Annotated in this window: 20 protein-coding genes; 9 read left to right on the top strand and 11 right to left on the bottom strand. The window is 50.9% G+C overall.

What is annotated here, in order from left to right; genetic code table 11:
- Nucleotides 1–112 precede the first annotated feature (112 nt).
- The 7 genes from AB4875_RS05955 to metG all read right to left on the bottom strand — a co-directional run bounded on the left by AB4875_RS05955 (nucleotide 113) and on the right by metG (nucleotide 8,347).
- Complete coding sequence (locus AB4875_RS05955; RefSeq protein ID WP_368375133.1) at nucleotides 113–826, bottom strand: electron transport complex subunit E; 714 nt, start codon at nucleotides 824–826, stop codon at nucleotides 113–115.
- Nucleotides 819–1,517: an electron transport complex subunit RsxG gene (rsxG, locus tag AB4875_RS05960; protein WP_368375134.1), complete on the bottom strand. Its 699-nt coding sequence runs from the start codon at nucleotides 1,515–1,517 to the stop codon at nucleotides 819–821. Before rsxG ends, AB4875_RS05955 begins: the two co-directional genes overlap by 8 nt.
- Nucleotides 1,514–2,563: an electron transport complex subunit RsxD gene (rsxD, locus tag AB4875_RS05965; protein ID WP_368375136.1), complete on the bottom strand. Its 1,050-nt coding sequence runs from the start codon at nucleotides 2,561–2,563 to the stop codon at nucleotides 1,514–1,516. Before rsxD ends, rsxG begins: the two co-directional genes overlap by 4 nt.
- 27 nt (nucleotides 2,564–2,590) lie before the next feature.
- Nucleotides 2,591–4,954, bottom strand: coding sequence for an electron transport complex subunit RsxC (rsxC, locus tag AB4875_RS05970; protein WP_368375137.1), 2,364 nt, complete (start codon nucleotides 4,952–4,954; stop codon nucleotides 2,591–2,593).
- Nucleotides 4,951–5,559, bottom strand: coding sequence for an electron transport complex subunit RsxB (gene rsxB, locus AB4875_RS05975; RefSeq protein WP_368375138.1), 609 nt, complete (start codon nucleotides 5,557–5,559; stop codon nucleotides 4,951–4,953). Before rsxB ends, rsxC begins: the two co-directional genes overlap by 4 nt.
- Before the next feature lie 9 nt (nucleotides 5,560–5,568).
- Nucleotides 5,569–6,147: an electron transport complex subunit RsxA gene (gene rsxA / locus AB4875_RS05980; RefSeq protein ID WP_159267279.1), complete on the bottom strand. Its 579-nt coding sequence runs from the start codon at nucleotides 6,145–6,147 to the stop codon at nucleotides 5,569–5,571.
- Nucleotides 6,148–6,316: 169 nt separating this feature from the next.
- Complete coding sequence (gene metG, locus AB4875_RS05985; RefSeq protein WP_368375139.1) at nucleotides 6,317–8,347, bottom strand: methionine--tRNA ligase; 2,031 nt, start codon at nucleotides 8,345–8,347, stop codon at nucleotides 6,317–6,319.
- 180 nt (nucleotides 8,348–8,527) lie between these two features.
- Between metG and apbC the strand changes: the two genes are divergently transcribed.
- Entirely contained in the window at nucleotides 8,528–9,625 is a 1,098-nt protein-coding gene (gene apbC, locus AB4875_RS05990; protein WP_368375140.1) for an iron-sulfur cluster carrier protein ApbC, read from the top strand.
- A 56-nt stretch (nucleotides 9,626–9,681) separates the two neighbouring features.
- Complete coding sequence (gene dcd / locus AB4875_RS05995; RefSeq protein ID WP_368375141.1) at nucleotides 9,682–10,248, top strand: dCTP deaminase; 567 nt, start codon at nucleotides 9,682–9,684, stop codon at nucleotides 10,246–10,248.
- Nucleotides 10,249–10,291: 43 nt separating this feature from the next.
- Here the strand turns inward: dcd and AB4875_RS06000 are convergent, their stop codons facing one another.
- The 3 genes from AB4875_RS06000 to purM are packed head-to-tail and all read right to left on the bottom strand — an operon-like array spanning nucleotide 10,292 to nucleotide 12,777.
- Nucleotides 10,292–11,119 (bottom strand): DUF3108 domain-containing protein, encoded by an 828-nt coding sequence (locus AB4875_RS06000; protein WP_368375142.1) that lies wholly within the window; start codon nucleotides 11,117–11,119, stop codon nucleotides 10,292–10,294.
- Nucleotides 11,073–11,723: a phosphoribosylglycinamide formyltransferase gene (gene purN / locus AB4875_RS06005; protein WP_368375143.1), complete on the bottom strand. Its 651-nt coding sequence runs from the start codon at nucleotides 11,721–11,723 to the stop codon at nucleotides 11,073–11,075. The genes AB4875_RS06000 and purN overlap by 47 nt, the downstream gene beginning before the upstream one ends.
- 4 nt (nucleotides 11,724–11,727) lie before the next feature.
- On the bottom strand, nucleotides 11,728–12,777 hold the full coding sequence (gene purM / locus AB4875_RS06010) for a phosphoribosylformylglycinamidine cyclo-ligase (protein WP_368375144.1): 1,050 nt from the start codon (nucleotides 12,775–12,777) through the stop codon (nucleotides 11,728–11,730).
- 151 nt (nucleotides 12,778–12,928) lie between these two features.
- On the opposite strand from purM, the gene AB4875_RS06015 reads away from it, so the two are divergent.
- The 6 genes from AB4875_RS06015 (at nucleotide 12,929) to AB4875_RS06040 (ending at nucleotide 21,611) form a co-directional block, all read left to right on the top strand.
- Nucleotides 12,929–14,011: a DUF2066 domain-containing protein gene (locus tag AB4875_RS06015; RefSeq protein ID WP_368375145.1), complete on the top strand. Its 1,083-nt coding sequence runs from the start codon at nucleotides 12,929–12,931 to the stop codon at nucleotides 14,009–14,011.
- On the top strand, nucleotides 14,008–15,096 hold the full coding sequence (locus tag AB4875_RS06020) for an AI-2E family transporter (RefSeq protein WP_368375146.1): 1,089 nt from the start codon (nucleotides 14,008–14,010) through the stop codon (nucleotides 15,094–15,096). The genes AB4875_RS06015 and AB4875_RS06020 overlap by 4 nt, the downstream gene beginning before the upstream one ends.
- A complete protein-coding gene (hda, locus tag AB4875_RS06025) occupies nucleotides 15,096–15,791 on the top strand; it encodes a DnaA regulatory inactivator Hda (protein ID WP_368375147.1) in 696 nt (231 codons plus the stop codon). The genes AB4875_RS06020 and hda overlap by 1 nt, the downstream gene beginning before the upstream one ends.
- Before the next feature lie 258 nt (nucleotides 15,792–16,049).
- Nucleotides 16,050–17,153: an OmpA family protein gene (locus AB4875_RS06030; protein WP_368375148.1), complete on the top strand. Its 1,104-nt coding sequence runs from the start codon at nucleotides 16,050–16,052 to the stop codon at nucleotides 17,151–17,153.
- 311 nt (nucleotides 17,154–17,464) lie between these two features.
- Nucleotides 17,465–19,648 (top strand): molybdopterin oxidoreductase family protein, encoded by a 2,184-nt coding sequence (locus AB4875_RS06035; RefSeq protein ID WP_368375149.1) that lies wholly within the window; start codon nucleotides 17,465–17,467, stop codon nucleotides 19,646–19,648.
- Nucleotides 19,649–19,763: 115 nt separating this feature from the next.
- On the top strand, nucleotides 19,764–21,611 hold the full coding sequence (locus AB4875_RS06040; RefSeq protein WP_368375150.1) for a DmsC/YnfH family molybdoenzyme membrane anchor subunit: 1,848 nt from the start codon (nucleotides 19,764–19,766) through the stop codon (nucleotides 21,609–21,611).
- A gap of 158 nt (nucleotides 21,612–21,769) precedes the next feature.
- Here AB4875_RS06040 and AB4875_RS06045 read toward each other — a convergent pair whose 3' ends face one another.
- Nucleotides 21,770–22,480 carry a DNA-3-methyladenine glycosylase I gene (locus tag AB4875_RS06045; RefSeq protein WP_368375151.1) on the bottom strand — a complete coding sequence of 237 codons (711 nt, stop codon included), beginning with the start codon at nucleotides 22,478–22,480 and terminating at the stop codon, nucleotides 21,770–21,772.
- Between the two features lie 278 nt (nucleotides 22,481–22,758).
- On the opposite strand from AB4875_RS06045, the gene AB4875_RS06050 reads away from it, so the two are divergent.
- Nucleotides 22,759–24,471 (top strand): FAD-binding protein, encoded by a 1,713-nt coding sequence (locus tag AB4875_RS06050; RefSeq protein ID WP_368375152.1) that lies wholly within the window; start codon nucleotides 22,759–22,761, stop codon nucleotides 24,469–24,471.
- Nucleotides 24,472–24,486 lie beyond the last annotated feature (15 nt).

The following is a 24,486-nucleotide window of genomic DNA, read 5'->3' on the forward strand; positions in this document are numbered from 1 at the left end:
TCGTGATTTTGCGAGTTATTAGTTTTTTGAATGCAAAGAATCCTGCAATCTCGCGATTTACAGGATTCTATTATTAGTGATTGCTGCAATGTTGGGGTGATGTTACGGAATATCAGCTGATATTCCCGGTCACTCTTACACGTCGGCTAGTTGGTGCGACTTTTTCTGTTTTTGCGGCCTCGCGGTTTTTAATGCCGGTATCGATGATGTTTTTAAGGGCGATAATCATGCCGGTAAAAATAAAGGCGCCAGGCGGCAAGATGGCGACGAGTACGGCTGTATAGTCATCGACGAGAACGATCTTCCAGCTTTTTGCACCCTCTCCGAACAGTAAGTCCATATTGGCGAAGATGGCGCCGGTGCCGATAACTTCACGAATCGCGCCCAGTAGCATGAGTATTACCGCGAAGCCGACGCCCATGATGAAACCGTCATACATGGCTGGAAGCACTTTGTTTTTGCAGGCAAAGGCATCTGCGCGACCGAGGATGACGCAGTTGGTGGTGATGAGCGGCAGGAATATGCCGAGTATTTGAAATAGCTCATAGGCGAAGGCCTGCATAAGCAATTCTATGCACGTTACTGCCGCCGCGATAATCATAACAAAGGCGGGCAGGCGAATAGCATCTGAGGCAAAGCTGCGAATCATGGACACGCAGGTATTAGACACGGTGAGCACTAACATGGTGGCTATACCCATGCCCAAGGCATTGATGACGGAGCCAGTCACTGCGAGCAAGGGGCATAGGCCCAGTAGCTGAACGATGGCGGGGTTGTTTTTCCACAGCCCGTTTAGAGAGATTTCGCGGTAGCTGATATCACTCATTGTTCAATTCCCGGTTCTGATTGAGTTCATTGATTTGCGCGGGCTTACTAGTGGCTAGCGAGTCGCTGTCATTTATGCCGCTGATCATGGTGATGTTGGCAGCGTAGTATTGTAGTGCTTTATGAACCGCTTTTGTAACGGCTCTTGGGGTGATAGTTGCGCCGGTGAACTGGTCAAAAACCCCTTTATCTTTTTTAACCGCCCACTTAGATTCTTCTGGATTGCTTAGACTTTTGCCGATAAAGCCGTCTACCCATTGGCTTTTCTTGTAATCCACCTGATCGCCGAGTCCCGGTGTTTCGCGGTGCGAGAGCACGCGTACGCCAGAAATGCTGCCATCAAGGTTGATACCGACAATCATATCAATATCTCCGGTGTAAGCGTCACGGGCGGTAGCGGGTAACACAGCGCCCACAAACTCACCTTTCATAGTGGCGCGGTAGAACTTTTTGGCTTCCCGCAATCCTAGCAAGTCGCTGTCATCTAGTTTGATGGCGTCGTCTAGTAGCGAGTTGTCGTGACGGGACTCGGGAAACACTTCTAGGAGCGCACGCTCCTCAGAATGACGAATATTTTCTTGAATTAGGCCTCGAGTAGAGAGATAGGTGCCGGCTATAACACCAGTTGTGACGATGGCGAAGAGGCCTAGCAGCATGCCATTTTTAGTGATGGATTTGCCGAGGATATTCATGACTTTCCTCCTTGCTGATCCTTCAATTTATGGCCATAGGTTCTAGGTTGGGTGTAGTGATCGATAAAGGGCGCGGCGAAGTTCATGAGTAGAACCGAAAAGGCGACGGCGTCGGGGTAGTTGCCCCAAGCTCGAATGATATAGATCAAAACGCCAATCAATGCGCCGTAGATTACTCGGCCACGGTTTGATACTGCCGACGTGACGGGGTCGGTTACAATAAAAAAGGCGCCGAACATGGTTGCGCCACTGAACAGGTGGAATAGCGGTGAACCGCCAGAAGCGGAGCTGCCCCCATCATAAAATATGGCTGACATAATAGTCAGCGATGCCAGCATGCTTATCGGTCCGTGCCAGGTGAAGACCCGGCGGTACAGCAGATACATACCGCCGAGTAGAAAGCCGATACTTGCCCATTCCCAGCCGATACCGGCGAACTGACCGAATTGCGGTGATTCTTCCCAAAGGTCGGCAATGAGTAGGGAATTATTCTGTTTCAGTATGTCTAGTGGCGTCGCCATTGTGACGGCGTCGATGGCGTCTTTGCCAAACCCGAAGCAATAGCGCAGGGCGTCTATGGGGCCTAATAGATCGCCGGCAAAGCTACCTTTGGGCGCCAGCCATGTGGTCATCTGTACCGGAAATGAGATCAGCAACATGACATACGCGGCCATGGCGGGGTTGAAGGGGTTATAGCCCATGCCGCCATAGAGTTGCTTGCATATAAGAATCGCGAAGCCGGTACCGATCATAATGAGCCAGAACGGTGAGCCCGGGGGCAGTGAAATACCGAGTAAAAATGCTGTGACTAGGGCGCTATAATCATTGAGATAAAAAGCGATGGGGCGCTTGCGTACTTTTAAGGCTAAGGCTTCAAATGCCAGCGCAGTAATACTTGCCCACAGAACATTAACGAGGGTGCCAAAGCCGAAAAACCAGGTGAGCGAAAATAGACCTGGAATGGTTGCCAGCAGCACCAGTCGCATGACTCTTGCCGTGCTCATAGGCCCGTGAGTGTGTGGTGAACTGACCTTTAAAAATCCCATAGTGTTATGCGTGCTCGTTATTCAGGTTTAGCTCAGCGTTTGCTGAGCGGCGGCCAATTTATCTTCTAGCTTTGCTAGAGAGTCGGCCAGTATGTTCGCCTTGTCATCGCCGTCGGCGCGTGCGGCATCGAGTTTTTCTCTGGTGCGAGCAATGCGGTTTTCCAATGACTCAATATTCTGTTTGGTTTTGTCGGCGTCGCTCATATTGGCTTGGGCTTCTCGCGCAGCCTTGGCGCGCTCAATAGCCGCTTGCACTGGATATTCGCTACTTACAGCGGCGACGGGCGCGGCTTGATGATCCTTTAGCTCTTTCTTTGCGGCATCTAGCTTGGCTTGGGTTTTTTCAAGTCCAGTGGCGAAAGCTGCAGTATTTGCGTCATTCTGTTCCTGCGCCAATGCCAGTTTTTGCTGTGCGGCCGCAAGCCGTTTCTCTGTGCTGGTCACGGTATTCTGTAAGCGCGTGGTTTTATCCGCATCGCTTTCGTCTGCGCTATTGCCGGCACGTTTTGCGAGTGCTCTGGCAATAGCCGCTTGGGCTGGATCTGCATTATCAGTCGCGAGTGTCGCTTCGGTTTTTGTCGCCGTTAAACTCGCTTGATGTTCCGTGAGTTCTTGTTGAATTGACGCGATTTTTTCTTCTGTTTTGCTCACTGCGGTTGCGAAGGCTTCGGCCTTGTCGTTTTCTTGCTCCCGCGCCTGGGCGAGTTTCTCTTTGGCTGCTGCGAGACGTTTCTCTGCACTAGCTAATAATTTTTGTAGGCGGTCCGTTTTTTGTTCCGCACTTTCCTCCTCAGCGTTGCCGTCACGTTTCGCCTGCGCCCGGGCGATGGCTGCTTGGGCGGGATCAGCGGCTTCAGATTGGCTTTGTTTCGCTTTGCTGCGCTCAATGGCTGCCTGAATAAGGTCTGTCTTACTGTCGCCTGCGGGAGCATTGGCAGCGGCCGCTGCCTTGGCTTTGGCGGCCTCCATGCGAGCGGCTCGCCGCGCGTCTTTCTCTGCTTCTTCTTGTTCAAGTCTGGCGGTGCGAGCTTCAAAGCGCTCTTTAGATCGATCAGATTTAATTTTATCTTGCTGGGCTTGGCGAATTTCTGCTTTCGAGGCGCGGTAATACTGCACCAGAGGAATATTACTGGGACAGGCAAATGAGCAGGCGCCGCACTCTATGCAGTCGAATAGCTGATGGTCTTCGAGCTTGTCATGCTCTTGGGCCCGTGAGAACCAGTACATTTGCTGTGGCAGCAATGACACCGGGCAAGCTTCGGCACACATGCCGCAGCGAATACAGGCTTGGGCCGGCGGCGGTGGCGGCAGCTCAGCCACGGTTGGCGCCAAGACACAGTTGCTGGTTTTTACAATGGGCACCGCAGTGTCCTGCAGGGTGTAGCCCATCATTGGGCCGCCCATAATTAGGCGTATGCAGTTTTCTTGTTTGAACTGGCTTTTGTTCAAGAGATATTGGACCGGTGTGCCCAGCAAAACCTCGTAATTTTGTGGCTGCCCGCAGGCCTCGCCCGTTACGGTGGTGATCCGTGAAATCAGCGGCTCACCAAATTGAATGGCGCGGTAAATCGCGGTGGCTGTACCGATGTTTTGGCACACTACTCCGATGTCGGCAGGTAGACCGCCGGCGGGAACTTCCTTGCCGGTTAAAATTTGTATGAGTTGTTTTTCGCCACCCGAAGGATATTTAGTCGGGAACGCCACGATCTCAATACCCGTGCCCTCGGCGGCTTTTTTCAGCGCAGCAATACCCTCGGGTTTATTGTCTTCCACACCGATTAGGGTTTCTTTAGTGGGCTTGATGATATGGCGCAGTATTTCGGCGCCGGCGATAATCTCTGCGGCGCGTTCGCGCATAAGAATATCGTCAGCGGTGATATAGGGCTCGCACTCTGTGCCGTTTAGAATCAGTGTTGCTATCGGCTTGTCGTCGCGGGTACTGAGCTTAACGGCGGAGGGGAAACCAGCGCCGCCCATGCCGGCAATCCCGGCTTGGCGAATGCGGTCGACTAACTCGAGCTTGCTGAGGCTGGTGTAATCTTCTGCGCCGGCATGTTCTATCCACTCATCTGCACCGTCGGTATCGATGACGATACATGTTGCGCTCATACCCGATGGATGCGGGATAACGCGCGCTTCAATGGCTGCGATGACCCCCGATGTGGGCGCGTGAACGGGCGCGCTGACAAAGCCTTTGGCTTCGGCAATCATTTGGCCTTTAAGCACGTGATCGCCAACCTTAACGATAGGGCTGGCGGGCGCGCCAATGTGTTGAGCCAAGGGTAAAATAAGTTGCGGCGGAATACCTGCACTGGCGATGGGGTTGTGCAGGGATTGGACTTTGTTTTCAGCGGGGTGAATGCCGCCGGGTATATCCCATATTTTTCTCATGCGGCAGCTCCGCTTTGGTCGGATGCAATACGGTCTGAGGCAATGAGGTCTTCGATGGGCTTGGGTTTATCCCAGTGCCAGGTTTGCAGGCTGGTCTGAATCGGAATCATGTCGATACAGTCTACCGGGCAAGGTTCTACGCATAGATCGCAGCCGGTGCACTCGCTGGCGATGACGGTGTGCATATGTTTTGCAGAACCGAGAATGGCGTCTACTGGGCAGGCCTGAATACACTTGGTGCAGCCAATACATTCCGCTTCGCGAATAAACGCAACTGAGGGCACGGCCTCTTCTGCGGCATCTAAGGGTTTGGCTTCCACGCCCAATAAGTCCGCTAAAGCGGCAATGGTTGCTTCTCCGCCCGGGGGGCATTTGTTGATATCGTCACCGTCGGCAATGGCTTGTGCATAGGGCCGGCAACCGGGGTAACCGCACTGACCGCATTGGGTTTGGGGCAGCATAGATTCGATTTGATCGGCGATAGGATCGCCTTCGGTTTTGAATTTTACGGCGGCAAATCCCAGCAGTGCGCCGAAAACTAAGGCAAGTCCGACCAGTGCCAGTAAAGATGCAAAAAAAGGATTTTGGGCAATCAGTTCGATCATTATTACAGCCTATACCAATCCAGCGAAGCCCATAAAGGCGAGTGACATGAGGCCGGCGGTAATCATGCCCACGGCGGGCCCCTTAAACGGCTCTGGAACATCGGCAGCGGTAATGCGTTCGCGCATAGCGGCAAACAGCACTAATACCATCGAGAAGCCCGCGGCGGCGCCAAACCCATATAGAGTAGATTCTACGAAGCTATGGTCTTTATTGATGTTCAACAGTGCAACGCCTAATACGGCGCAGTTGGTAGTGATCAGCGGTAAAAACACCCCAAGGACTTTGTAGAGCATGGGGCTGGTTTTGCGCACCACCATTTCGGTGAATTGCACGACAACGGCGATCACTAAAATAAAGGTGATGGTACGCAGGTATTCTAAGCCCAGCGGTATAAGCAGCCACTCGTAGGTCAGCCAGCTACAAATAGAGGCAAGCGTAAGTACAAAGGTGGTTGCACTGGACATACCGATGGCGGTTTCGAGTTTATTAGACACACCCATGAATGGGCACAGGCCTAAAAACTGCACCAGTACGAAGTTGTTAACCAGAATGGCGCTGATCAACAATAAGGAATAGTCTGCTAACAAAATTTTAGCCCCACTTGTGTATCGGTCATGCGAATTCTATTCTGGCTTGGCAATACGAGTATTGCGGGCCAGATCGGCATTATCGGGCGATCTTAGTTTATTTCGATCAAGCGTTCAATTTAAAACGCGTTAATGCTAGGGGCCACCGTTCAACGATAGCCCACTGGTTTTACTGGATTTTCATGCCTGCTTTGGCACCACTGTCGGGACTGAGTAACCAAATATCCTGATCGCCAGGGCCGGCGGCAAGCACCATGCCCTCAGACATGCCAAAGCGCATTTTACGCGCTTCAAGGTTGGCAACCATTACCGTTAGTTTGCCTACCAACTGCTCGGCATTATAAGCCGTTTTAATACCGGCAAAGACCTGACGTGTGCCAAACTCCCCCAAACTTAAGGTTAATTTCAGTAATTTGTCAGCGCCTTCTACCGCCTCTGCAGCCACAATTTCAGCCACTCGCAGATCAATCTTAGCAAAATCTGGGTAGGCAATTGTGTCAGCTATACCCGTGTCTTTGTCTTTAGCCGCCTTTTTAGATTTGGCAGCGGTCTGAGGCGGTGGCGAATTGTCGCTGCTTTCTTCGACCATGGCGCTGACCTTGTCGGCATCAACCCGGCTCATCATCGGTTTAAAAGGCTCAATGGCATGGTTGTGCAGGGGCGTAAAGTCGCCCTGCCACGTCAGCGAGCAATTTAAAAATTGCTCTGCCTGTTTGGCGAGTTCAGGCAATACCGGTGCCAGATAAGTGGTCAACACGCGGAAGATATCAATACACTGGGAAGCAATCTCTGCAGCGACGACTATGGTGTCGTCGGATTTGGCCAGCTTCCATGGTTCACAGGAATCAAAGTATTCATTGGTGGCATCTGCCAGCGCCATGATCTCGCGCACGGCTTTGCTGTATTCACGTTGCTCATAGAGTTGCGCAATAGTGGCGCTGGCAGCAGTGACCCGCTGCCATAGGTCTGGATTGTGCTGGGTGTTACTGAGCTTACCGGCGTTGCCTTTTTGAACAAACTTGGCGCTGCGGCTGGCGATATTTACTAATTTGCCGACTAGATCGGAATTCACTCTATTAGTGAAGTCTTCCAGATTGAGGTCGATGTCGTCCACTGCGCCAGATAGCTTGGCGGCAAAGTAATAGCGCAAGTACTCGGCGGGCAAGTATTTAAGGTAGGTTTCGGCCTTAATAAAGGTGCCGCGAGACTTGGACATTTTTTTGCCATTGACGGTTAAAAAGCCGTGGGCATAGATTGCGGTAGGTTGACGGAAGCCGGCTGAGTCGAGCATGGCGGGCCAGAACAGGCCGTGAAAATTAATAATGTCTTTGCCGATAAAGTGGTAAAGCTCGGCCTCGGAGTCGAGTCCCCAGTAGTCATTAAAGTCGCGACCGTTCTTCTCGCACCAGTTTGCACAGCTGGCCATATAGCCGATAGGCGCGTCCAACCACACATAGAAATATTTGCCCGGTGCATCGGGAATCTCAAAGCCGAAATAGGGCGCATCGCGGGAGATGTCCCAGCTTTGTAGGCCGGCGTCTAGCCATTCACGTAATTTGTTGGCGATTTGTGGCTGTAGCGCCTCGCTGTTAGTCCAGTCGCGCAATAGGTTTTCAAAGTCGCCGAGTTTAAAGAAAAAATGCTGTGAGGTTTTTTCTACGGGGGTGGCACCAGAGATTGCCGAGCGCGGGTTTAGTAAATCTGCCGGGGTGTAAGTGGCGCCGCAGGCTTCGCAGTTATCGCCGTACTGGTCTTCGGCTTTGCACTTGGGGCAGCTGCCTTTTATATAGCGATCGGCCAGAAATAGATTTTTTTCTGGATCGAATAATTGGGTGACGTCACGGCGCTCAATGTGGCCATTGGCGTCTAGGCGCCGGTAAATTTCTTCTGAGTAGTGCTGGCACTCTGGCGAATGGGTCGAGTGATAATTATCAAAGTGAATAAGGAAACCGGCCAGATCGCGTTCGTGTTCTGCTTTAACGCGGGCTATTTGCTCTTCTGGGGTGATGCCAAGTTTCTCGGCGGTGAGCATAATAGCAGTGCCGTGGGCATCGTCTGCGCATAAATAGATGCAATCGTTGCCGCGTAATTTCTGGTAACGCACCCAAATGTCGGTCTGGATCGACTCCAGTAAATGACCGAGATGCAGCGGGCCGTTGGCGTAGGGCAGGGCACTGGTGACCAGAATCTTGCGCGACATGGGTTTCCTTGTTTGAGCGTTAAGGGCTGCGACTGTCTGTAGCGCGGCCTAGATGGATTCAGAGGCGCAATACTATAGCGTTTTTGGCTCTCCGGCGCATCTGTCTCGGCGTTGTTCGATGTGGGTGTGGCGGGTATACTCGCCCGCTAATTAAATATTCATCACACGCAGGGAAACAATATGACCGTAGCGCTGGAATCCAGAGTTCGCGAACAACTGATGGCGACAATACTGCCGGGTTTGTCTTCGCCGCTGGCGGAGCTTGCGGATATTATCTCTTTGACTATTGGCGACGGTCGGGTCGACGCGGTTATTCAGCTGGGTTTTCCCGCTAAGAGCGCACAGCAGCAATACCAACATCATCTTGATGCAGAGCTGAAAAAATTGGATGGTGTAGACGCTTCCGCAGTGCAGGTCACGTGGAAAGTAGCGCCTTATGCGGCGCAGCAAAATATTAAGAGTATGGAGAATATCCGCAATATTATTGCGGTAGCTTCCGGTAAAGGCGGGGTGGGCAAGTCCACAACGTCGGTTAATTTAGCCTTGGCTTTGGCTGCTGAAGGCGCCCGAGTTGGCTTGCTAGATGCCGATATTTACGGCCCCAGCGTGCAAATGATGTTGGGTGTCCCCGAGGGGCAGCGTCCAAAGCAGTATGGAACGCATTATTTATTGCCGATAGAAGCGTATGGCGTGCAGTCAATGTCGATGGGCTATCTGATTACGGCTGACACTCCAATGGTATGGCGCGGCCCAATGGCGACGGGTGCCTTGCAGCAGTTATTGAACCAGACCTATTGGCAGGATCTCGATTATTTGATTATTGATATGCCGCCGGGCACGGGCGATATTCAGCTAACACTGTCGCAAAAAGTGCCGGTGTCTGGGGCGGTCATTGTGACGACGCCGCAGGATATTGCGTTACTTGATGCCCAGAAGGGCATTGAAATGTTCCGTAAAGTGTCGGTACCGGTACTGGGTGTCATTGAAAATATGGCGGTGCACATTTGCGGTGAGTGTGGTCATCAAGAACATGTATTTGGCGAGGGTGGCGGTGATCGTATTGCAACGACCTATGGCGTGCCATTGCTGGGCGCCTTGCCATTGTCGATGCAAATTCGCAAACAAGCAGATTGTGGCAAGCCCGTTTTAGCAGCAGATCCCGATGGTGATGCCGCCATGCTATATCGGCAGGTCGCGATTGGTATGACTGCCGAGTTGGCGAAGCGCCAGCGTGTGCAGACTAACGCTTTCCCAAATATTTCGATTAGTGACGATTAATTGTCGTCATTGTGTCTTTGTAAATTTGATATGAATAAGCAGCAAGAGGGAAGGTAATGAGTATTAAGGCCGATAAGTGGATTCGTCGTATGGCTGAGAATGAGGGCATGATTGATCCCTTTGAGCCAGGGCAGGTGCGTACCCGTGACGATGCTAAAATTATTTCCTATGGCACGTCCAGCTATGGTTATGATGTTCGCTGTTCAAATGAATTTAAGGTCTTTACCAATATCTATTCTGCGACGGTGGACCCCAAGGCGTTTGACGAGAAAAGCTTTGTTGATATCACCGCCGATTACTGCATTATTCCGCCAAACTCTTTCGCCCTAGCGCGCACTGTTGAATACTTTCGTATTCCGCGCAGCGTATTAACAATGTGCTTGGGAAAATCAACTTATGCGCGCTGCGGCATTATTGTTAATGTCACGCCGCTGGAGCCTGAGTGGGAAGGTCATGTGACCTTGGAGTTTTCAAATACCACCACCTTGCCCGCTAAGATATACGCAAATGAAGGCGTGGCGCAGATGCTGTTCTTTGAGTCAGATGAGGTTTGCGAAGTTAGCTATAAAGATCGGGGCGGTAAGTATCAGGGCCAGACTGGCGTGACTCTGCCAAAAACCTAGCTTGCTGCTTACAGCCCTTACTGCAACAAGAAAAATCGAGGTTTTATTTGCTTAGACCCTTAACGGTAGCGCCGTTAAGGGTAGCGTTAAGTAGCTCCAGAGAATAAACCTCGTCATCCTCTCGCTGTTCCAATCTCACAATTAGGTAGTTCCAATCTTTTGCCAACCAAACCGTGGTCTCACTGCTGCTGCCGGGTCGCGAGCGCAGTAATTTTACGGTCTGCAATTTGCCGGCGGGGCTGTCGATAGTTTCTTCGCCCAGTTTTTTAATAGTATAGGTTTTGTGCTTGCCGCGATTCACCACGGTTTGGCTTATTTCGCCGCCGAGGCGATCATACATCAAGGCTTCGCGCATCTTAAGTTGCGCGCCGAGCTGGTCAAAGGTGTCCTCACTGATTTTAGAAGACCAGGGTTTGCGATATTTCTTGTCGCTGGCTGACTGTGTGCTCCAGTTGAAATCAATGCTTTGGTCTTGTCGGCTACTCATATTGTTTGAGTACTCGTAATGCAGGGGTCGCAGGCCGTCTTTGCTGTCTTCAATGACACTCTCTTCACTCACCCTTATAAACACCAGTTTTGCATGTTGTGAGAGCAGCCAGTTATTACCTTTTTTGCTTAGGCTTCGTGTTGCGGTTGTGGTGAGGCTATTGCTGCTGATTTTATACTCAGCTTGGTAGGGTAGAATTTTCTCTTCTTTTATATTGGTAGCTAATATGGGCGCAACGGGAGTTAGCATCTCAGGGCTGGTATCTGGACTAGCACTAATGCCTCCACCGCTTGCTAATGCTAGGCTCGGTATAGCGTAAAATAGAAACGCGAGCAGCCTAATTTTGCTGAAAAAGCACGCCGCTTTCGGGTAGATTCTTATCATCGAGTACCGCCTTTGAATTCTGCAAACTCAAGCGTCCTTCAGCAAACCACTTTGCCGCTAAAGGATAGATTGTATGTTCCTTGGACAATACGCGTTCGGCAAGTGTTGCAGCATCATCGCCATCAAATATTGGTATTTTTGCCTGAATGATTGGCGGGCCGCCATCTAACTCTTCGGTGACGAAGTGTACTGTTGCGCCGGCTTCGGTATCGCCAGCGTCTAGTGCGCGTTGATGGGTGTGCAGGCCGGGATATTTTGGCAGCAACGATGGGTGGATATTTATGAGTCGGCCTAAATAGTGCCGTACAAAGCCGGGGGTGAGAATGCGCATGAACCCGGCAAGGATCACTAGATCGGCGCCGAACTCGTCAATTTTATTTTTTAGTGCGCAGTCAAAGTCTTCGCGACTAGCGAACTCTTTGTGATTGATGCAGGCGGTTGCGATGCCGGCCTGTTGAGCGCGAATAAGACCAAAGGCATCGGTCTTATTGCTGATAACGGCGCTTACTTCGGTATTTGGCAATGCCTTGCTTTCGCAGGCATCAATAAATGCCTGCAAATTGGAGCCGCTGCCAGATAACAGGATCACTAGCTTGTAAGGCATGGAGCTAGATGCCTTCAATGATGACTTTAGGCTCGTCTTCCCCTGCAGCTTCAATGCTGCCAATCTGCATGGCGGTTTCGCCCTGCTGATTCAGCATATCAATAACACGCTCAGCGTCGTCTGCGGCAACTGCCAAAACCATACCGATACCGCAGTTAAACGTGCGGTACATTTCGCGCGCTTCTACGTTGCCTTGCTCTTGCAGCCAATTGAAGATTGCGGGGCGCTCCCAGCTATTGCCGTCGATAACGGCCTTGGTGTTGCGAGGCAATACCCGGGGAATATTTTCTAGCAAGCCACCGCCGGTAATATGGGCGAGAGCATTCACGCGATATTGTTTAATGACGCGGAGAATGGGTTTGATATAAATTCTCGTGGGTGCAAGCAGGGTTTCTCCCAGCGTGCTGTCACCGAATGCTTGGTCGAGTTTGGCGCCGCTGTGTTCAATGATTTTACGAACCAGCGAGTAGCCATTGGAGTGCGGGCCAGAAGAGGTGACGCCAATTAATTTGTCACCGATACGTACCGAGCTACCATCAATGATATTGGCTTTTTCTACTATACCTACACAGAAGCCGGCAAGATCATAGTCGTCGCCTTCATACATACCGGGCATTTCAGCAGTTTCACCGCCAACCAATGCGCAGCCGGCTTGTTCGCAGCCGTTGCCAATACCGCTAACCACACTGGCCGCAATGTCGATGTTCAAGGCGCCGGTAGCGTAGTAGTCGAGAAAAAACAGGGGCTCTGCACCAGTGACAAGCAGGTCATTGACGCACATGGCGACAAGGTCGATGCCGATGGTGTCGTGAATGCCGACTTCCATCGCGAGCTTGAGTTTGGTGCCAACGCCATCGGTACCAGATACCAGCACGGGTTCTTTGTAACCGGTAGGAATTTGGCATAGCGCGCCGAAGCCACCAAGACCACTCATGACCTCTGGTCGGCGAGTGCGTTTGGCAACTTCTTTGATGCGTTCTACAAGTGCGTCACCGGCGTCAATGTCTACGCCGGCGTCTTTGTAACTTAAGCTTGGCTTACTGGTGTCAGTCATAATCGTTGGCTGTCCTCTAAGAGGGCGCTATTCTAGCTTGATTGACAGTTAAATTCAGCAGCAAAAAGGTGACTTTTTGCCACTAGTCACGACGATCACATGACGGCTTGCTACAATAGCCAGTCGCAGCAGGGAAAAGGACGTATTTAAAGTGATACAAATTATTCGGGTGCTGGTGTCGGCCTTAACAATATTGCTCGCCTTGTCCACGCAGGTCGCAGCGGCGGTCGTCGGGAATTTATATGATGACCAGCTCTTGGTGGCGTCTCAGTCTCGCGCCGCATTGACGGAGGGAGCGGCTACTGCCTTAGAGCGGGTCTTTATTCGTGTATCGGGTAAGCGTCAGGTGCGTGACAATCCTGTGGTGGCGGCGGCGCTTGCTAAGCCAGAACCGTTCATGACTCAGTATCGCTATCAGCGCAGTAAAAATGCTGAGGGTATTGATGAGCTGGAATTAAAACTCAGCTTTTCTCCTCGGCAGGTGAATGCCACGCTGCAATCAGCGGGCTTGCCAATATGGTCGGCAAACCGGCCAGCGGTTTTGGTGTGGTTAATTGCCGACACCATAGATGGCCGACAATTTATTGGTGCTGATGCGGGTAATGAACTGCTATCGGCACTGGAGGCAGAGGCCCAGCGGCGCGGCGTAGTCGTGCAGATGCCTTTGTTCGACCTAGCGGATTCCGCAAACTTGAGTGCCGCAGAGTTGTGGGAAATGTCAGTGGATGATGTTCGTGAAGCGTCTGCTCGCTATTCCACGCCCTTTATCTTAATGGGGCGGATGTCGCAATTTTCTACCGGACAGTGGATAGGAAGCTGGGCTGTGCTCCAGGGTAGCGAATCACTGCGCTTAGATAGTGAGGGCATGACCGAGGCCGAGGTGCTAGCCCCTCCCATCGATTATCTGGCGGACATGCAGGCGGCAACCTATTCAGTGGCAGCCGGCGCCGGCAGCAGTGCCAACACCATGATTCATGTTTCAGGTATTAAAGATTTCGCCAGCTATGCGAGCCTCGTGACTTATTTAGAGGGATTGGCGGTCATTCAGCACGCCAACACCGTTTGGCTTGATCAAGATCAGCTGATCTTAGAGTTAGTTCTTAACGATGATATGGAAAAAGTGCGACGCTTTTTAAGCCTAGATGGCCGTTTGCTGGAGTCCACTGCAGATGCGCAAAGTGTATTGCCGAGACCTGTGCGCGGTTATTATCAATGGGCGGGGCAGCGGCTGTGATTGGACTATCCAAGCCACTCTGGGGCCTAATCGCCGCTGTCGCATTTGTGTTGCTGCTACATTTACTGGCGCCAATTTTGATGCCGTTCTTGCTTGCTGGGGTGTTGGCCTATATCGGCGACCCGCTGGCTGACCGACTTGAAGCCCGCGGAATGGGGCGAACAATGGCGGTAGTCACGGTATTTTTCGTACTTAGTCTGTTTGCGGGCATAGTCATGCTAGTCACGCTGCCCTTGTTGATCGCGCAGATTCAATTATTGATCGAGCGTATATACGATGGTGTAGCCTGGTTGCAACAAACGGGGTTGCCGGCTCTGCGTCATCACCTCGACTTGCCCGAACAAAAAAAACCAATGGATGCTGCGCGCGATGCCTTGAGCAAACATTGGGGCAGTGCCGGAGGTATCTTTTTCTATTTATGGGGCAAGGTGAGTGGCTCCAGTATGGCCTTACTAGCATGGACCGCTAATATGGTCTTGGTGCCGGTAGTGACCTTTTACCTATTGCGAGATTGGGATGTGCTGATGGCAGCCATCAGGAATTTGCTGCCGCGTTCGATGGAAGCTCGTACCGTTGTGATTGCTCAGCAGTGCGATGAGATTCTAGGTGCATTTGCGCGCGGCCAGCTATTGGTTATGTTGGCTTTGGCCGTGACCTATACCTTGGGTCTCTGGGTAGTCGGACTTGAGCTTGCGCTAGTGCTTGGGGTGGTCGCCGGGCTGGCGAGCATCGTGCCTTATTTGGGCGTTATTATTGGGATTTCGGCGGCGGGTTTGGCAGCCTTCTTTCAGTTTGATAGCTTGTGGCCAATGGTGGGCGTCGCCGTTGTATTTGGTATTGGTCAGGCGCTTGAATCAATGGTGCTGACGCCGATGTTAGTTGGCGACAAAATCGGCCTGCACCCAGTCGTTGTTATTTTTGCGATCTTGGCGGGTGGTCAGCTTTTTGGCTTCGTCGGTATTTTATTGGCCTTACCCGTGGCCGCTGTCATAAAAGTCATGATCAATCATCTCCACGATTACTATAAGCAGAGCGAGCTTTATGAAAGTAAGCGCGGCCCGGTAGAGCTGGAAGTCGACGAATAATGGCAAGTCCGCAGCTACCCTTGGCCCTAAAGCTTGATACCGAGGCCACCTTCGATAATTTTTATACCCCCGAACGCCATCGGCTGTTGCTCAATCAGCTTAAACAGCAAGCGAGTGGCAGTGGCGAGAAGTTGATATATCTCTGCGGTAGCGGGGGCCGAAGTCATCTATTGCAGGCCTGTTGTCATCTGGCTGAAGCGGCGGGACGATACGCGCGCTATATTCCATTGGCGGAGCTCATTGATTTTGATCCTGAAGCATTATTAGAGGGGGCGGAATATTTAGATCTGCTGTGTTTTGATGATTTTCAGCTCATTGCAGGACGTGGTAACTGGGAGCGAGCTATTTTTAATTGCTATAACAAGATGCTGGCAACAGATGCCTGCTTATTAGTGTCGTCATCGGTCGCGCATTCGCAATTGGCGCTCGAATTACCTGATTTGCAGTCGCGCCTGCAGAGTTTAAGTAGTTATAGGCTGTCGGAATTGGATGAGTCGGAGCGGATGGCTGCATTGCAATTCAAGGCTAAAATGCGTGGGATACTCGTATCAGATGCGGTTGCTGAGTTTATTTATACCCGCTGTCAGCGGGATGCCAAGAGCTTGTTTGATTTACTGAATGTCTTGGACCACTTGAGTTTAATTGAACAGCGAAAGCTAACAATTCCGTTTATAAAGGAGGCAATGGATTGGTGAATTTAACTTAGACTATTGTTAATAGGTGTAAATCCGGCTATTTTTAGCCAGTGACAGGTAAGTTACTTGAATTTAGCGCCTCTTAGCAGCTGATATTACTGCTAAAACATTTTTTCAAATTGGTCAGCAAAATTACGGATAGCTTGGTAAAATTACACAAAATCAGACGTGCAAGCAGTGTCGTGCGTGTTATTCTGGTGGCATGACGTGCTTTCACGGCATGGTTAAAGGAATTTTAAAAATATTTGGGGGAGAGTTATGCGTAAAGTCCTATTAAGTGCTGCTATTGCTGCAGCGATTTGTCCTACATTGGCATCTGCTGCTGAAGAAGGTAAATGGTATTTAAACCCTGCCATTGGCGCCATGACTTACGATGATAGTCGTAACCTTGACGACGCCGTAGCGTATATTTTTGGTGCTGAGCGCAGATTCAATAAAGACTGGGGTCTTGAAATCCGTGGTTTTTGGAGTGAGCCCCACGATCACCGTCTTGGCGGTATCGACCAAGACGTGATGGGTACTACCCTCGACGTTTTGCGTTATTTTAGCAACGACTCAAGAGTGACACCTTATGTTGCTGGTGGTCTTGGTGTCGTTGAGTCTGATTTCGATAACGGTCGCTATGACGCGCACACCCAGATAATGGCTGGTGGCGGTCTACGTTACGCGATCGACAGTGTTTGGTCGGTACGTACAGATGCACGTTATGTGTATGGCACAGACAATGAAACTGGCGATGGCATCTTGTCTATCGGTTTAAGCTATGCCTTCGGTGGCACCTCTGCACCTGCACCTGCTCCTGCCCCCGTTGTTAGCGATTCAGACGGCGACGGTGTTGAAGACGGTGTTGATCAGTGCCCAGGTACACCAGCAGGCGTAGCAGTAGACGCCAAAGGTTGTGCCTTGGACAAAGACGGTGACGGCGTTCCTAACTACCGTGACAAGTGCCCAAATACTCCAGCGGGTCGTAAAGTCGACAAGTTTGGTTGTAAGTTTGTGCTCAAGAGCTCAGAAAGCGTTAAGTTAGAAATTAACTTCGCGAATAATTCTGACGCTATTCCTGTCGCTTACGCAACTGAGTTGAAAAAGGTTGCTGACTTCATGAATAAGTTCGGTGGCATAAGCACTGTTGTTGAAGGTCACGCTGATAGCAATGGCGCCGCAACTTACAACAAGCAGCTTTCTCAGCGTCGTGCTGATGCGGTTCGGAATGCCTTGATCCGTGATTACGGTATTGCTGGAAATCGCTTAAGCGCAGTAGGCTATGGCGAAGAGCGTCCAATAGCTGACAACAAGACATCAGCTGGTCGCAGTGCTAACCGTCGCGTTATCGCGGTTATGCAGGCAGAAGTTGTTGAGTAAACTTTGATTCACATGTGAGTCATTAGAAAGGGGCCTTCGGGCCCCTTTTTTTGTTCCTGTCTATTTGTCCTTTACCACTGTATCTCACGATCTTTTTCTCCTTCCTCGCTAAGCTGTCGCTGGATCATAACGCCAGTTTTTTCGCTTATTTCGCCTCTAAATGCCCACCATGCCTAAGTGGCATGGTTCTTGTAGCTCACAGGTCATGGAAGCCATAAACAGGTGTATTTTCACCATTATGGTGCGCTTATTAATAGCTCATCGTCAGGTGTCTGCTCTAATTTGGTGCTATGGGGCGGAGGGGGAATTAAATGATATTTGGCCGGAAAAATCGTAAGCCAATCACGATAGTAGATAAAAAAGTTGTGGACTGGAAATACGCGGTCTGCGGTTATTGCTCAACGGGCTGTTCCATAGAGGTCGGTATGAACGCGGTAGGTAAGCCTGTCGCGAGTAGGGGTAAGGGCAATGCTCCGGTCAATCAAGGTAAGTTATGTATAAAGGGCATTTTTGAACATGAATTAAGTGGTACTGCGGGCCGCGGTACAGAACCTCTAATGCGGCAAAAAATATATGACGATTTTCAGCCTAGCAGCTGGGACGCTGCGCTAGATAAAACGGCTGCAGAGTTTACCCGTATACAAGAAAAATATGGTCGTGACAGCATTGCGGTGGTGTCTACAGGGCAGTTATTAACTGAAGAGTTTTATACTTTGGGTAAGTTGGTGCGCGGTGTGATTGGCACTAATAACTACGACGGCAATACCACCTTGTGTATGGCATCTGCAGTGTCAGGGTATAAGCGCTCATTCGGCGCTGATGGCCCCCCTGGCTGCTACGACGATTTTGAAGACACCCACTGCCTTATGGCGTTTGGGTCGAATCTGCCAGAGCAACATCCCATCATTTATTGGCGTCTCAAAGAGGCCTTGGAAAAGCGCAAGTTCCCTGTAATTGTGATTGATCCACGGGTAACGATGTTTGCCCAGTTTGCCGATATACATCTCCCTATCACCCCAGGAACAGACTTAGTCTTACTGAACGCACTCGCTCATGTGATTTTGGCTGAAGGCCTGCAGGACGAGGCGTATATCGAAGCGCACTGTAACGGCTTTGAGGAATTAAAGGCCACCGTCGCTAAGTATGATCCGGTGACCGCCTCGCGTATTTGTGGCATTGACGCCGATATGATTAAAAATGTCGCGCGGATCTACGCCAAGGCGCCATCGGCGATGAGTATTTGGACCATGGGGATTAACCAGAGTACCCACGGCACCGACGGTGTTTGCGGTATTAATAATCTTAATTTAATTACCGGCAATATCGGTATTCCCGGCGGCACCAGCATGTCTATCACTGGTCAGGCGAATGCCATGGGTACTCGTGAATGGTCTTCCTGTTCCGGGCTACCTGGCTATCGCATGCTAGAGAAGCAAGAGCATCGAGATGAGGTGGCAAAGTTTTGGGGGGTAGATGCCGACTTCTTCCCCGCCAAGCGCGGGCTCCAGCAAACTGATATTTTCCCTGCTATTGAGTCCGGCGAGATTAAGGCCTTATGGATTGTGGCAACCAATCCATTGACCTCTATGCCCAATCAGCCACGCATCAAAAAGGCCCTAGAAAAACTCGAATTTATGGTGGTGCAAGACGGTTATAAAGACTGTGAAACCGTTAACTTTGCGCACGTTTATTTGCCTGGCGCGCTGTGGGGAGAAAAAGAGGGCGTGCAGACAAATACCGAGCGCCGGGTAAATTTAGTTCGCAAATTTGTTGAGCCACCGGGACAAGCTAAGCCTGATCACTGGGTCTTTACCGAACTGGCAAAGCGTTTTGAGCGCGGCCGGGCGATGACATTCCCCGAAACCACCTCAGACATATTCGACGAAATGAAGCTCCTGTCTAAGGGGGATAAGCGCAACTTAGATATTTCCGGCATGAGCCATGACTTGATTGAGGCACAGCGCGGAATTCAGTGGCCAATGCGCGAGGGAGAGAAAACCGGTAGTCCGCGACTTTACAGCGATGGGCTGTATCCCACTCCCAGTGGCAAGGCTAATTTGTTGGCGATGGATTATATCGAAGACAATGAAGTACCCGATGACAGCTACCCGTTCTGGCTAAATAGCGGACGGGTGGTTGAGCATTTTCACACCCGTACCAAGACCGGAAAAATTGGTAATTTAAATAAATTCAGTCCTACCCCGTATATGGAAATGAATCCAGATTCGGCGCGGGAGCAAGGTGTAAAACACCAAAGTTATGTGCGCTTAGTGTCCAAACGCGGCGACGCCGTTGTGATGGTCCAGCTTACTCAGCGGGTACCCCACAATATGGTGTTTATCCCCATGCACTATCACGACTGCGTCAACCGTCTGTCGCTGGGTTTACTCGACCCTTATTCGCGGCAGCCGGCCTTCAAGCAATGTGCGGTGCGCATTGAGAAAATAGATCAGAAGGAAGCCGGTCGCTTGAATGTGGAGCGTCGCGCGTATTGATTTGGGGCTGCGTTACTGGGGTCAGCTCAGTGGCGGCGGTAGGGAATAAGAGCGAAATAAGTCATAAAGAGCTAGCTTAGCTGATTGCTAGGCTACCCGATTAAGGGCAGTTATTATGTGGAAAGTAAGGGACGATGAACCGGCATACGCCTTTCTCAAAGAGTCGACCGCGCCGGAGGTAAACTATTACGAGGCACCAATAGACTTAATCGCTCGTACTGGCGGCGCACTGCCAGTCGATAGAGAAATGTTTATAAACGAAGAGCCTGGCGTGGGTGCAAACCCCAACCGTAATAAACAGCACGCGTTTCATTTTACCGCCGACAATTGCATTGGCTGTCATGCCTGCGAAGCGGCATGCAGCGAAAAGAACGACAACCCGGCGCACATCAGTTTTCGTTCCGTGGGTTATGTTGAGGGTGGCACATACCCAGATTTTAAGCGTATGAATATTTCAATGGCCTGCAACCACTGTGATGATCCGGTGTGTTTGAAAGGCTGCCCAACGGCCGCCTATACCAAACACGCTGAGTATGGGGCGGTTCTACAAGACCCAGATACCTGCTTTGGCTGCGGCTATTGCACCTGGGTTTGTCCTTATAATGCGCCCCAGCTAGACCCCATCAAGGGGCAGGTCTCTAAGTGCAATATGTGCGTCGACCGTCTAGAGGTGAATCTCAAGCCCGCCTGTGTGTCTGCCTGCTTGGGTAATGCACTGGATTTTGGGGTGGTTGATGATCTGCCTGACAATCGCGAGCAGGGTAAGACCAGTATTCCCGGCTTCCCGGACCCAGAAATCACTCAGCCTAATATTCGTTTCCAGCAGATTAAAAACATGCCGGATGAAGTAACACGTACCGACGGCATGTCAGTTAAATATCACAAGGGTGACGACGGTCAATACCGACCTGTGGTTGATCAGAAAAAAGGTGTTGAGAAAAAGTGGAGTCTAGCAAAGCTGAGTTCACGGGAAAATCCTTTGGTGATCTTCACCTTGGTTAGCCAAATCTCGCTAGGCGCATTTTTTATTGCGTTCTTGGGCGCCCAATTCGGTATTCAGAGTTTCTTGGCGTTACGTGACTCTGTCATGTATATCCCCCTCATGGCGATTACCGTCGGCTTGGCGGGTCTGGGCATGTTGGTGTCGGCAACACACTTGGGTAAGCCTTGGCGGTTTTACCGGGGGTTTAATAACCTTCGACACTCGCCGGTATGCCGAGAAGGCTTAGGTATGCTGCTTTATATGGTGTTTGCAGGCTTACATTTATTGCTGATGTTGCCAGCGAATGACATCTTTATAAGTGTGTTCGGTGATTGGGGACGCTTCGATGCCTTTGCGTCGGTATCCGCTTATTTGGCGCTGATCGCAGGCTCGGTCGGCCTTTACTATATGTATCGCTGCTACCGAATTCGCGCGCGGCCGTTCTGGGATCACTGGCAGACGGCGACGTCATTTTTAGGAACAGCCATAACGCTGGGAAGTATATTACTTGGGCTAGTGGGTATACCGACTCTCATGGTGCTTGGTGGTGATATTAATCAGCTATTTATTATTGTGCTTGGCGGAATTGTCATCGGCAGTGTGATGGAAGGGCTGGGATTATGGCGTCACGCGATTGCTATGGACACTGCGAATAATGAAGGCAGCGTGTCGCATTACATTCAGTGCACGGTGTTTGGAAAGAGCTATGTATTGCGAAACTGCCTGATCGCCGCGAATACCAGTGCAGCGCTATTGCTGTTATCGCTGGCGCCGAGCGCAATTAACTTGGGGCTGGCGCTATTGGTCTGTCTGTCAGTATTGCTAACAGCGCTGATTGGCCGCACGCTCTTTTATGTTCTCGTTATTCCTACCACCATGCCAGGAGCGTTTTTCTGGAAGAATAAAGATTTTGAAGAACACGCCCGTGATATTGGTTTGGCGAATATGCCGCAAGTCGGGGTGGTTGCACACGATCACTGATAGCGATCATATAGGAGTGTCGGGTTCATTGTTTGAGAGAGCATATGTGATTTAAGCGTAATCGCGTCTCGCTATAGTCGTGCCCTAAGCCTGCACCCCACTTAATGGGGTGCAATGGTGTTCAGCTTGACTCAGCGGCTCTATGTTGCAGCGACGGCTTAAGCTGGTCCAATCGATAAAGCCAAAATCATACTGAGTTCTGACAACGAGCGGCCACTTTCGCTGCGCATTTCATTGAAGGCGGCTTGTACCGCGGCTAGATCGCGCTTACTAGTGATCGTTGTTTTATCGACAATACCCTCGGCGCACAATGCTGTGCAGACATCGCGGCTGAGTATAAAAGTGTCTTTTCCCATAAACCGTAAAAAGTATTGCCCTGAGTTACCGCCCAGACGGTTGCCGTGTTTCTTGAGGTATGTCCATAATCCAACAATATCGTCCTCTGGCCAATCGGCTAAAAAGCGACCGAAACTGCCGAATTCACGCTGTACATCCAGAATGAATAGGGCGTTCTCCTGCACCGATTTCACTTTGGTTAAATTGCGCACTATGCGCGTATCAGTCGCCATATCTTCTATCTGTTCTGGTGATCTCGATGCCACCCAAATGGGAAGGAAATTATTGAATACGGTCTCAAAACCCTCCCACTTTAGGCTAATTATTCGCCACACAAAGCCGGCTCTAAATACGCAGGCTGTCATCTCTGCTAAGTAGCGGTCATCTTTAATCGCGATCAGTGCAGCTTTGTCTAAATTTGTTGGTAATCTTTCTTCAATGGCCATTATTGAGGCGTGTTGAATAATCGCTCGTTCTAGAAAGCGCTGGTAAAGCGATGGTGCGAGGGAAGTCTTGGCTTTAGAGCGGGTCATAGTCACTGGCCGTAATTAAGGTAAGGGTTGAGTTAAATGCCTAGATTATATCGCTGGGTCACGTCTTGAAGGTATAACATCGGCGTATATTGAATGTTGTCCTGCCCTAGCCAGCTCCATCCATTGTATATAGCTAATACAGACGGATGATAGGGCTGGCAATGCCGGCGGTTTATGATAGCCGGCTATTGAAGGGTTTTTTACGATAATTGATGACCTTTGGTTTTTGCCGCGGATCGAGCCTATCAAGGCCAAATAAGTTAGTGGGAATAAAAATAATGACAGTAGCAAAGTGGGATCATAGCGTTGATGTACTCGTCGTTGGTAGTGGTAACGGGGCTTTAACTGCCGCGCTGAGCTGCTACGAAATGGGCGTGAGTGATGTTCTCATCGTCGAGAAATCAGCCAAGATTGGCGGCACCAGTGCAACCTCTGGTGGCGGTGTATGGATACCCAATAACCGCTACGCCAAGGCAGCCGGGGCGAAAGATAGCTTTGCAGACGCTAAACAGTATTTGCTCAGCACCACGCCTGCGGGGGCGGTCTCTGAAGATATGGTTGATGCCTATCTGATCAACGGTCCCAAAATGATCGATTTTCTTCATGAGCGCAGCGATGTGCGCTATGAAACCCTAGAACACTACCCAGATTACTACACCGATATTGAAGGTTCGCGAACCGGTCATCGCTCAATGGAGCCAGAGCGATTTGACTCGTCTCTGCTAGGTGATGACGTCCAACGCCTGCGGCCAAGTCATCATATGATGCGGATGTTCAGCAAAATTTATTTTACCCAGGTCGAGGCCGCCCTATTGGTCTTGCAGGGACCGGGTTGGATAAAGCTAACAATGAAATTGGTCGCGCAATGGGCCTTTGACCTGGGGTGGTGGTTTCGTGGCAATGGTCTCAGCCGCCAAATATGTACCGGCGCGGCGGGCGTAGCCAGACTTTGGTATTCGCTTAAAAAGCGCAATGTGCCGATGTGGGCAAGCTCGCCCATGCAGGAGCTTATTACAGAGGACGGCCGCGTAGTGGGGGCCGTTGTCAGCCGCAATGGTAAATCCATGCGGATACAAGCTCGTAAAGGCGTCGTTTTGGCGGCAGGCGGGTTCGAGCGCAACCAGCAAATGCGTGAGCAATATTTGCCGGCGCCAACCAGCACTGACTGGAGCGGCGGGGTAGAGGGCAACACTGGCGATGCTATTCAGCAGGGCTTGGCCTTGGGTGCCGCTACGCGCTTGATGGATGGCGCTTGGTGGTGCACCACGGTATCTGTTCCCGGTGAGCCGGCGCCACGTTTAAGTATTATGGAAAAGTCTTATCCCGGTTCCTGTATTGTCAATTTACGCGGCGAGCGTTTTGCCAATGAGTCACAAAACTATATGGCCTTCCAAAAGGATCTGTATAAGCAGCATAGCGATGACGCGCCGTGCTCGCCCATGTATCAAATATTCGATGCACGCTTTCGCCGAGACTATATTGTTGGGCCGCTGATGACTGCGTCCCTAAAGCCGGACTGGACTATCCCCAAAGAATGGTTCGAAACCAAATTAGTGGGTAAAGCGGCCACCGTCCGCGAGCTGGCAGAACAGCTAGGTATCGACGCCGACAACCTAGAGACCACCGTTGCTAAAATGAACGGCTATGCTAAAACCGGTAAGGACGAAGATTTTCACCGCGGCGATTCTGCCTACGACCGTTACTACGGCGACCCGCGTTTTGAGCCTAACCCCTGCTTGGGAGCCATCGACGAGGCACCTTATTATGCCATGCGCCTAGAGGCCGGCGATTTTGGTACTCAGGGCGGATTGGCGACCAATCCCAATGCGCAAGTGCTGAAGGAAGATGGTAGCGCAATAGACGGCTTGTATGCTGTTGGTAATTGCAGTGCCGCAGTCTTGCCGACATACCCCGGACCGGGTGCGACCTTGGGGCCAGCAATGACCTTTGCATATCAGGCCGCTAAACACATTAGCGGATATCAAGACTAAGTAGATTTGAAATGT

The organism is Zhongshania sp. R06B22 (assembly GCF_040892595.1).
Lineage (GTDB): Bacteria > Pseudomonadota > Gammaproteobacteria > Pseudomonadales > Spongiibacteraceae > Spongiibacter > Spongiibacter arctica.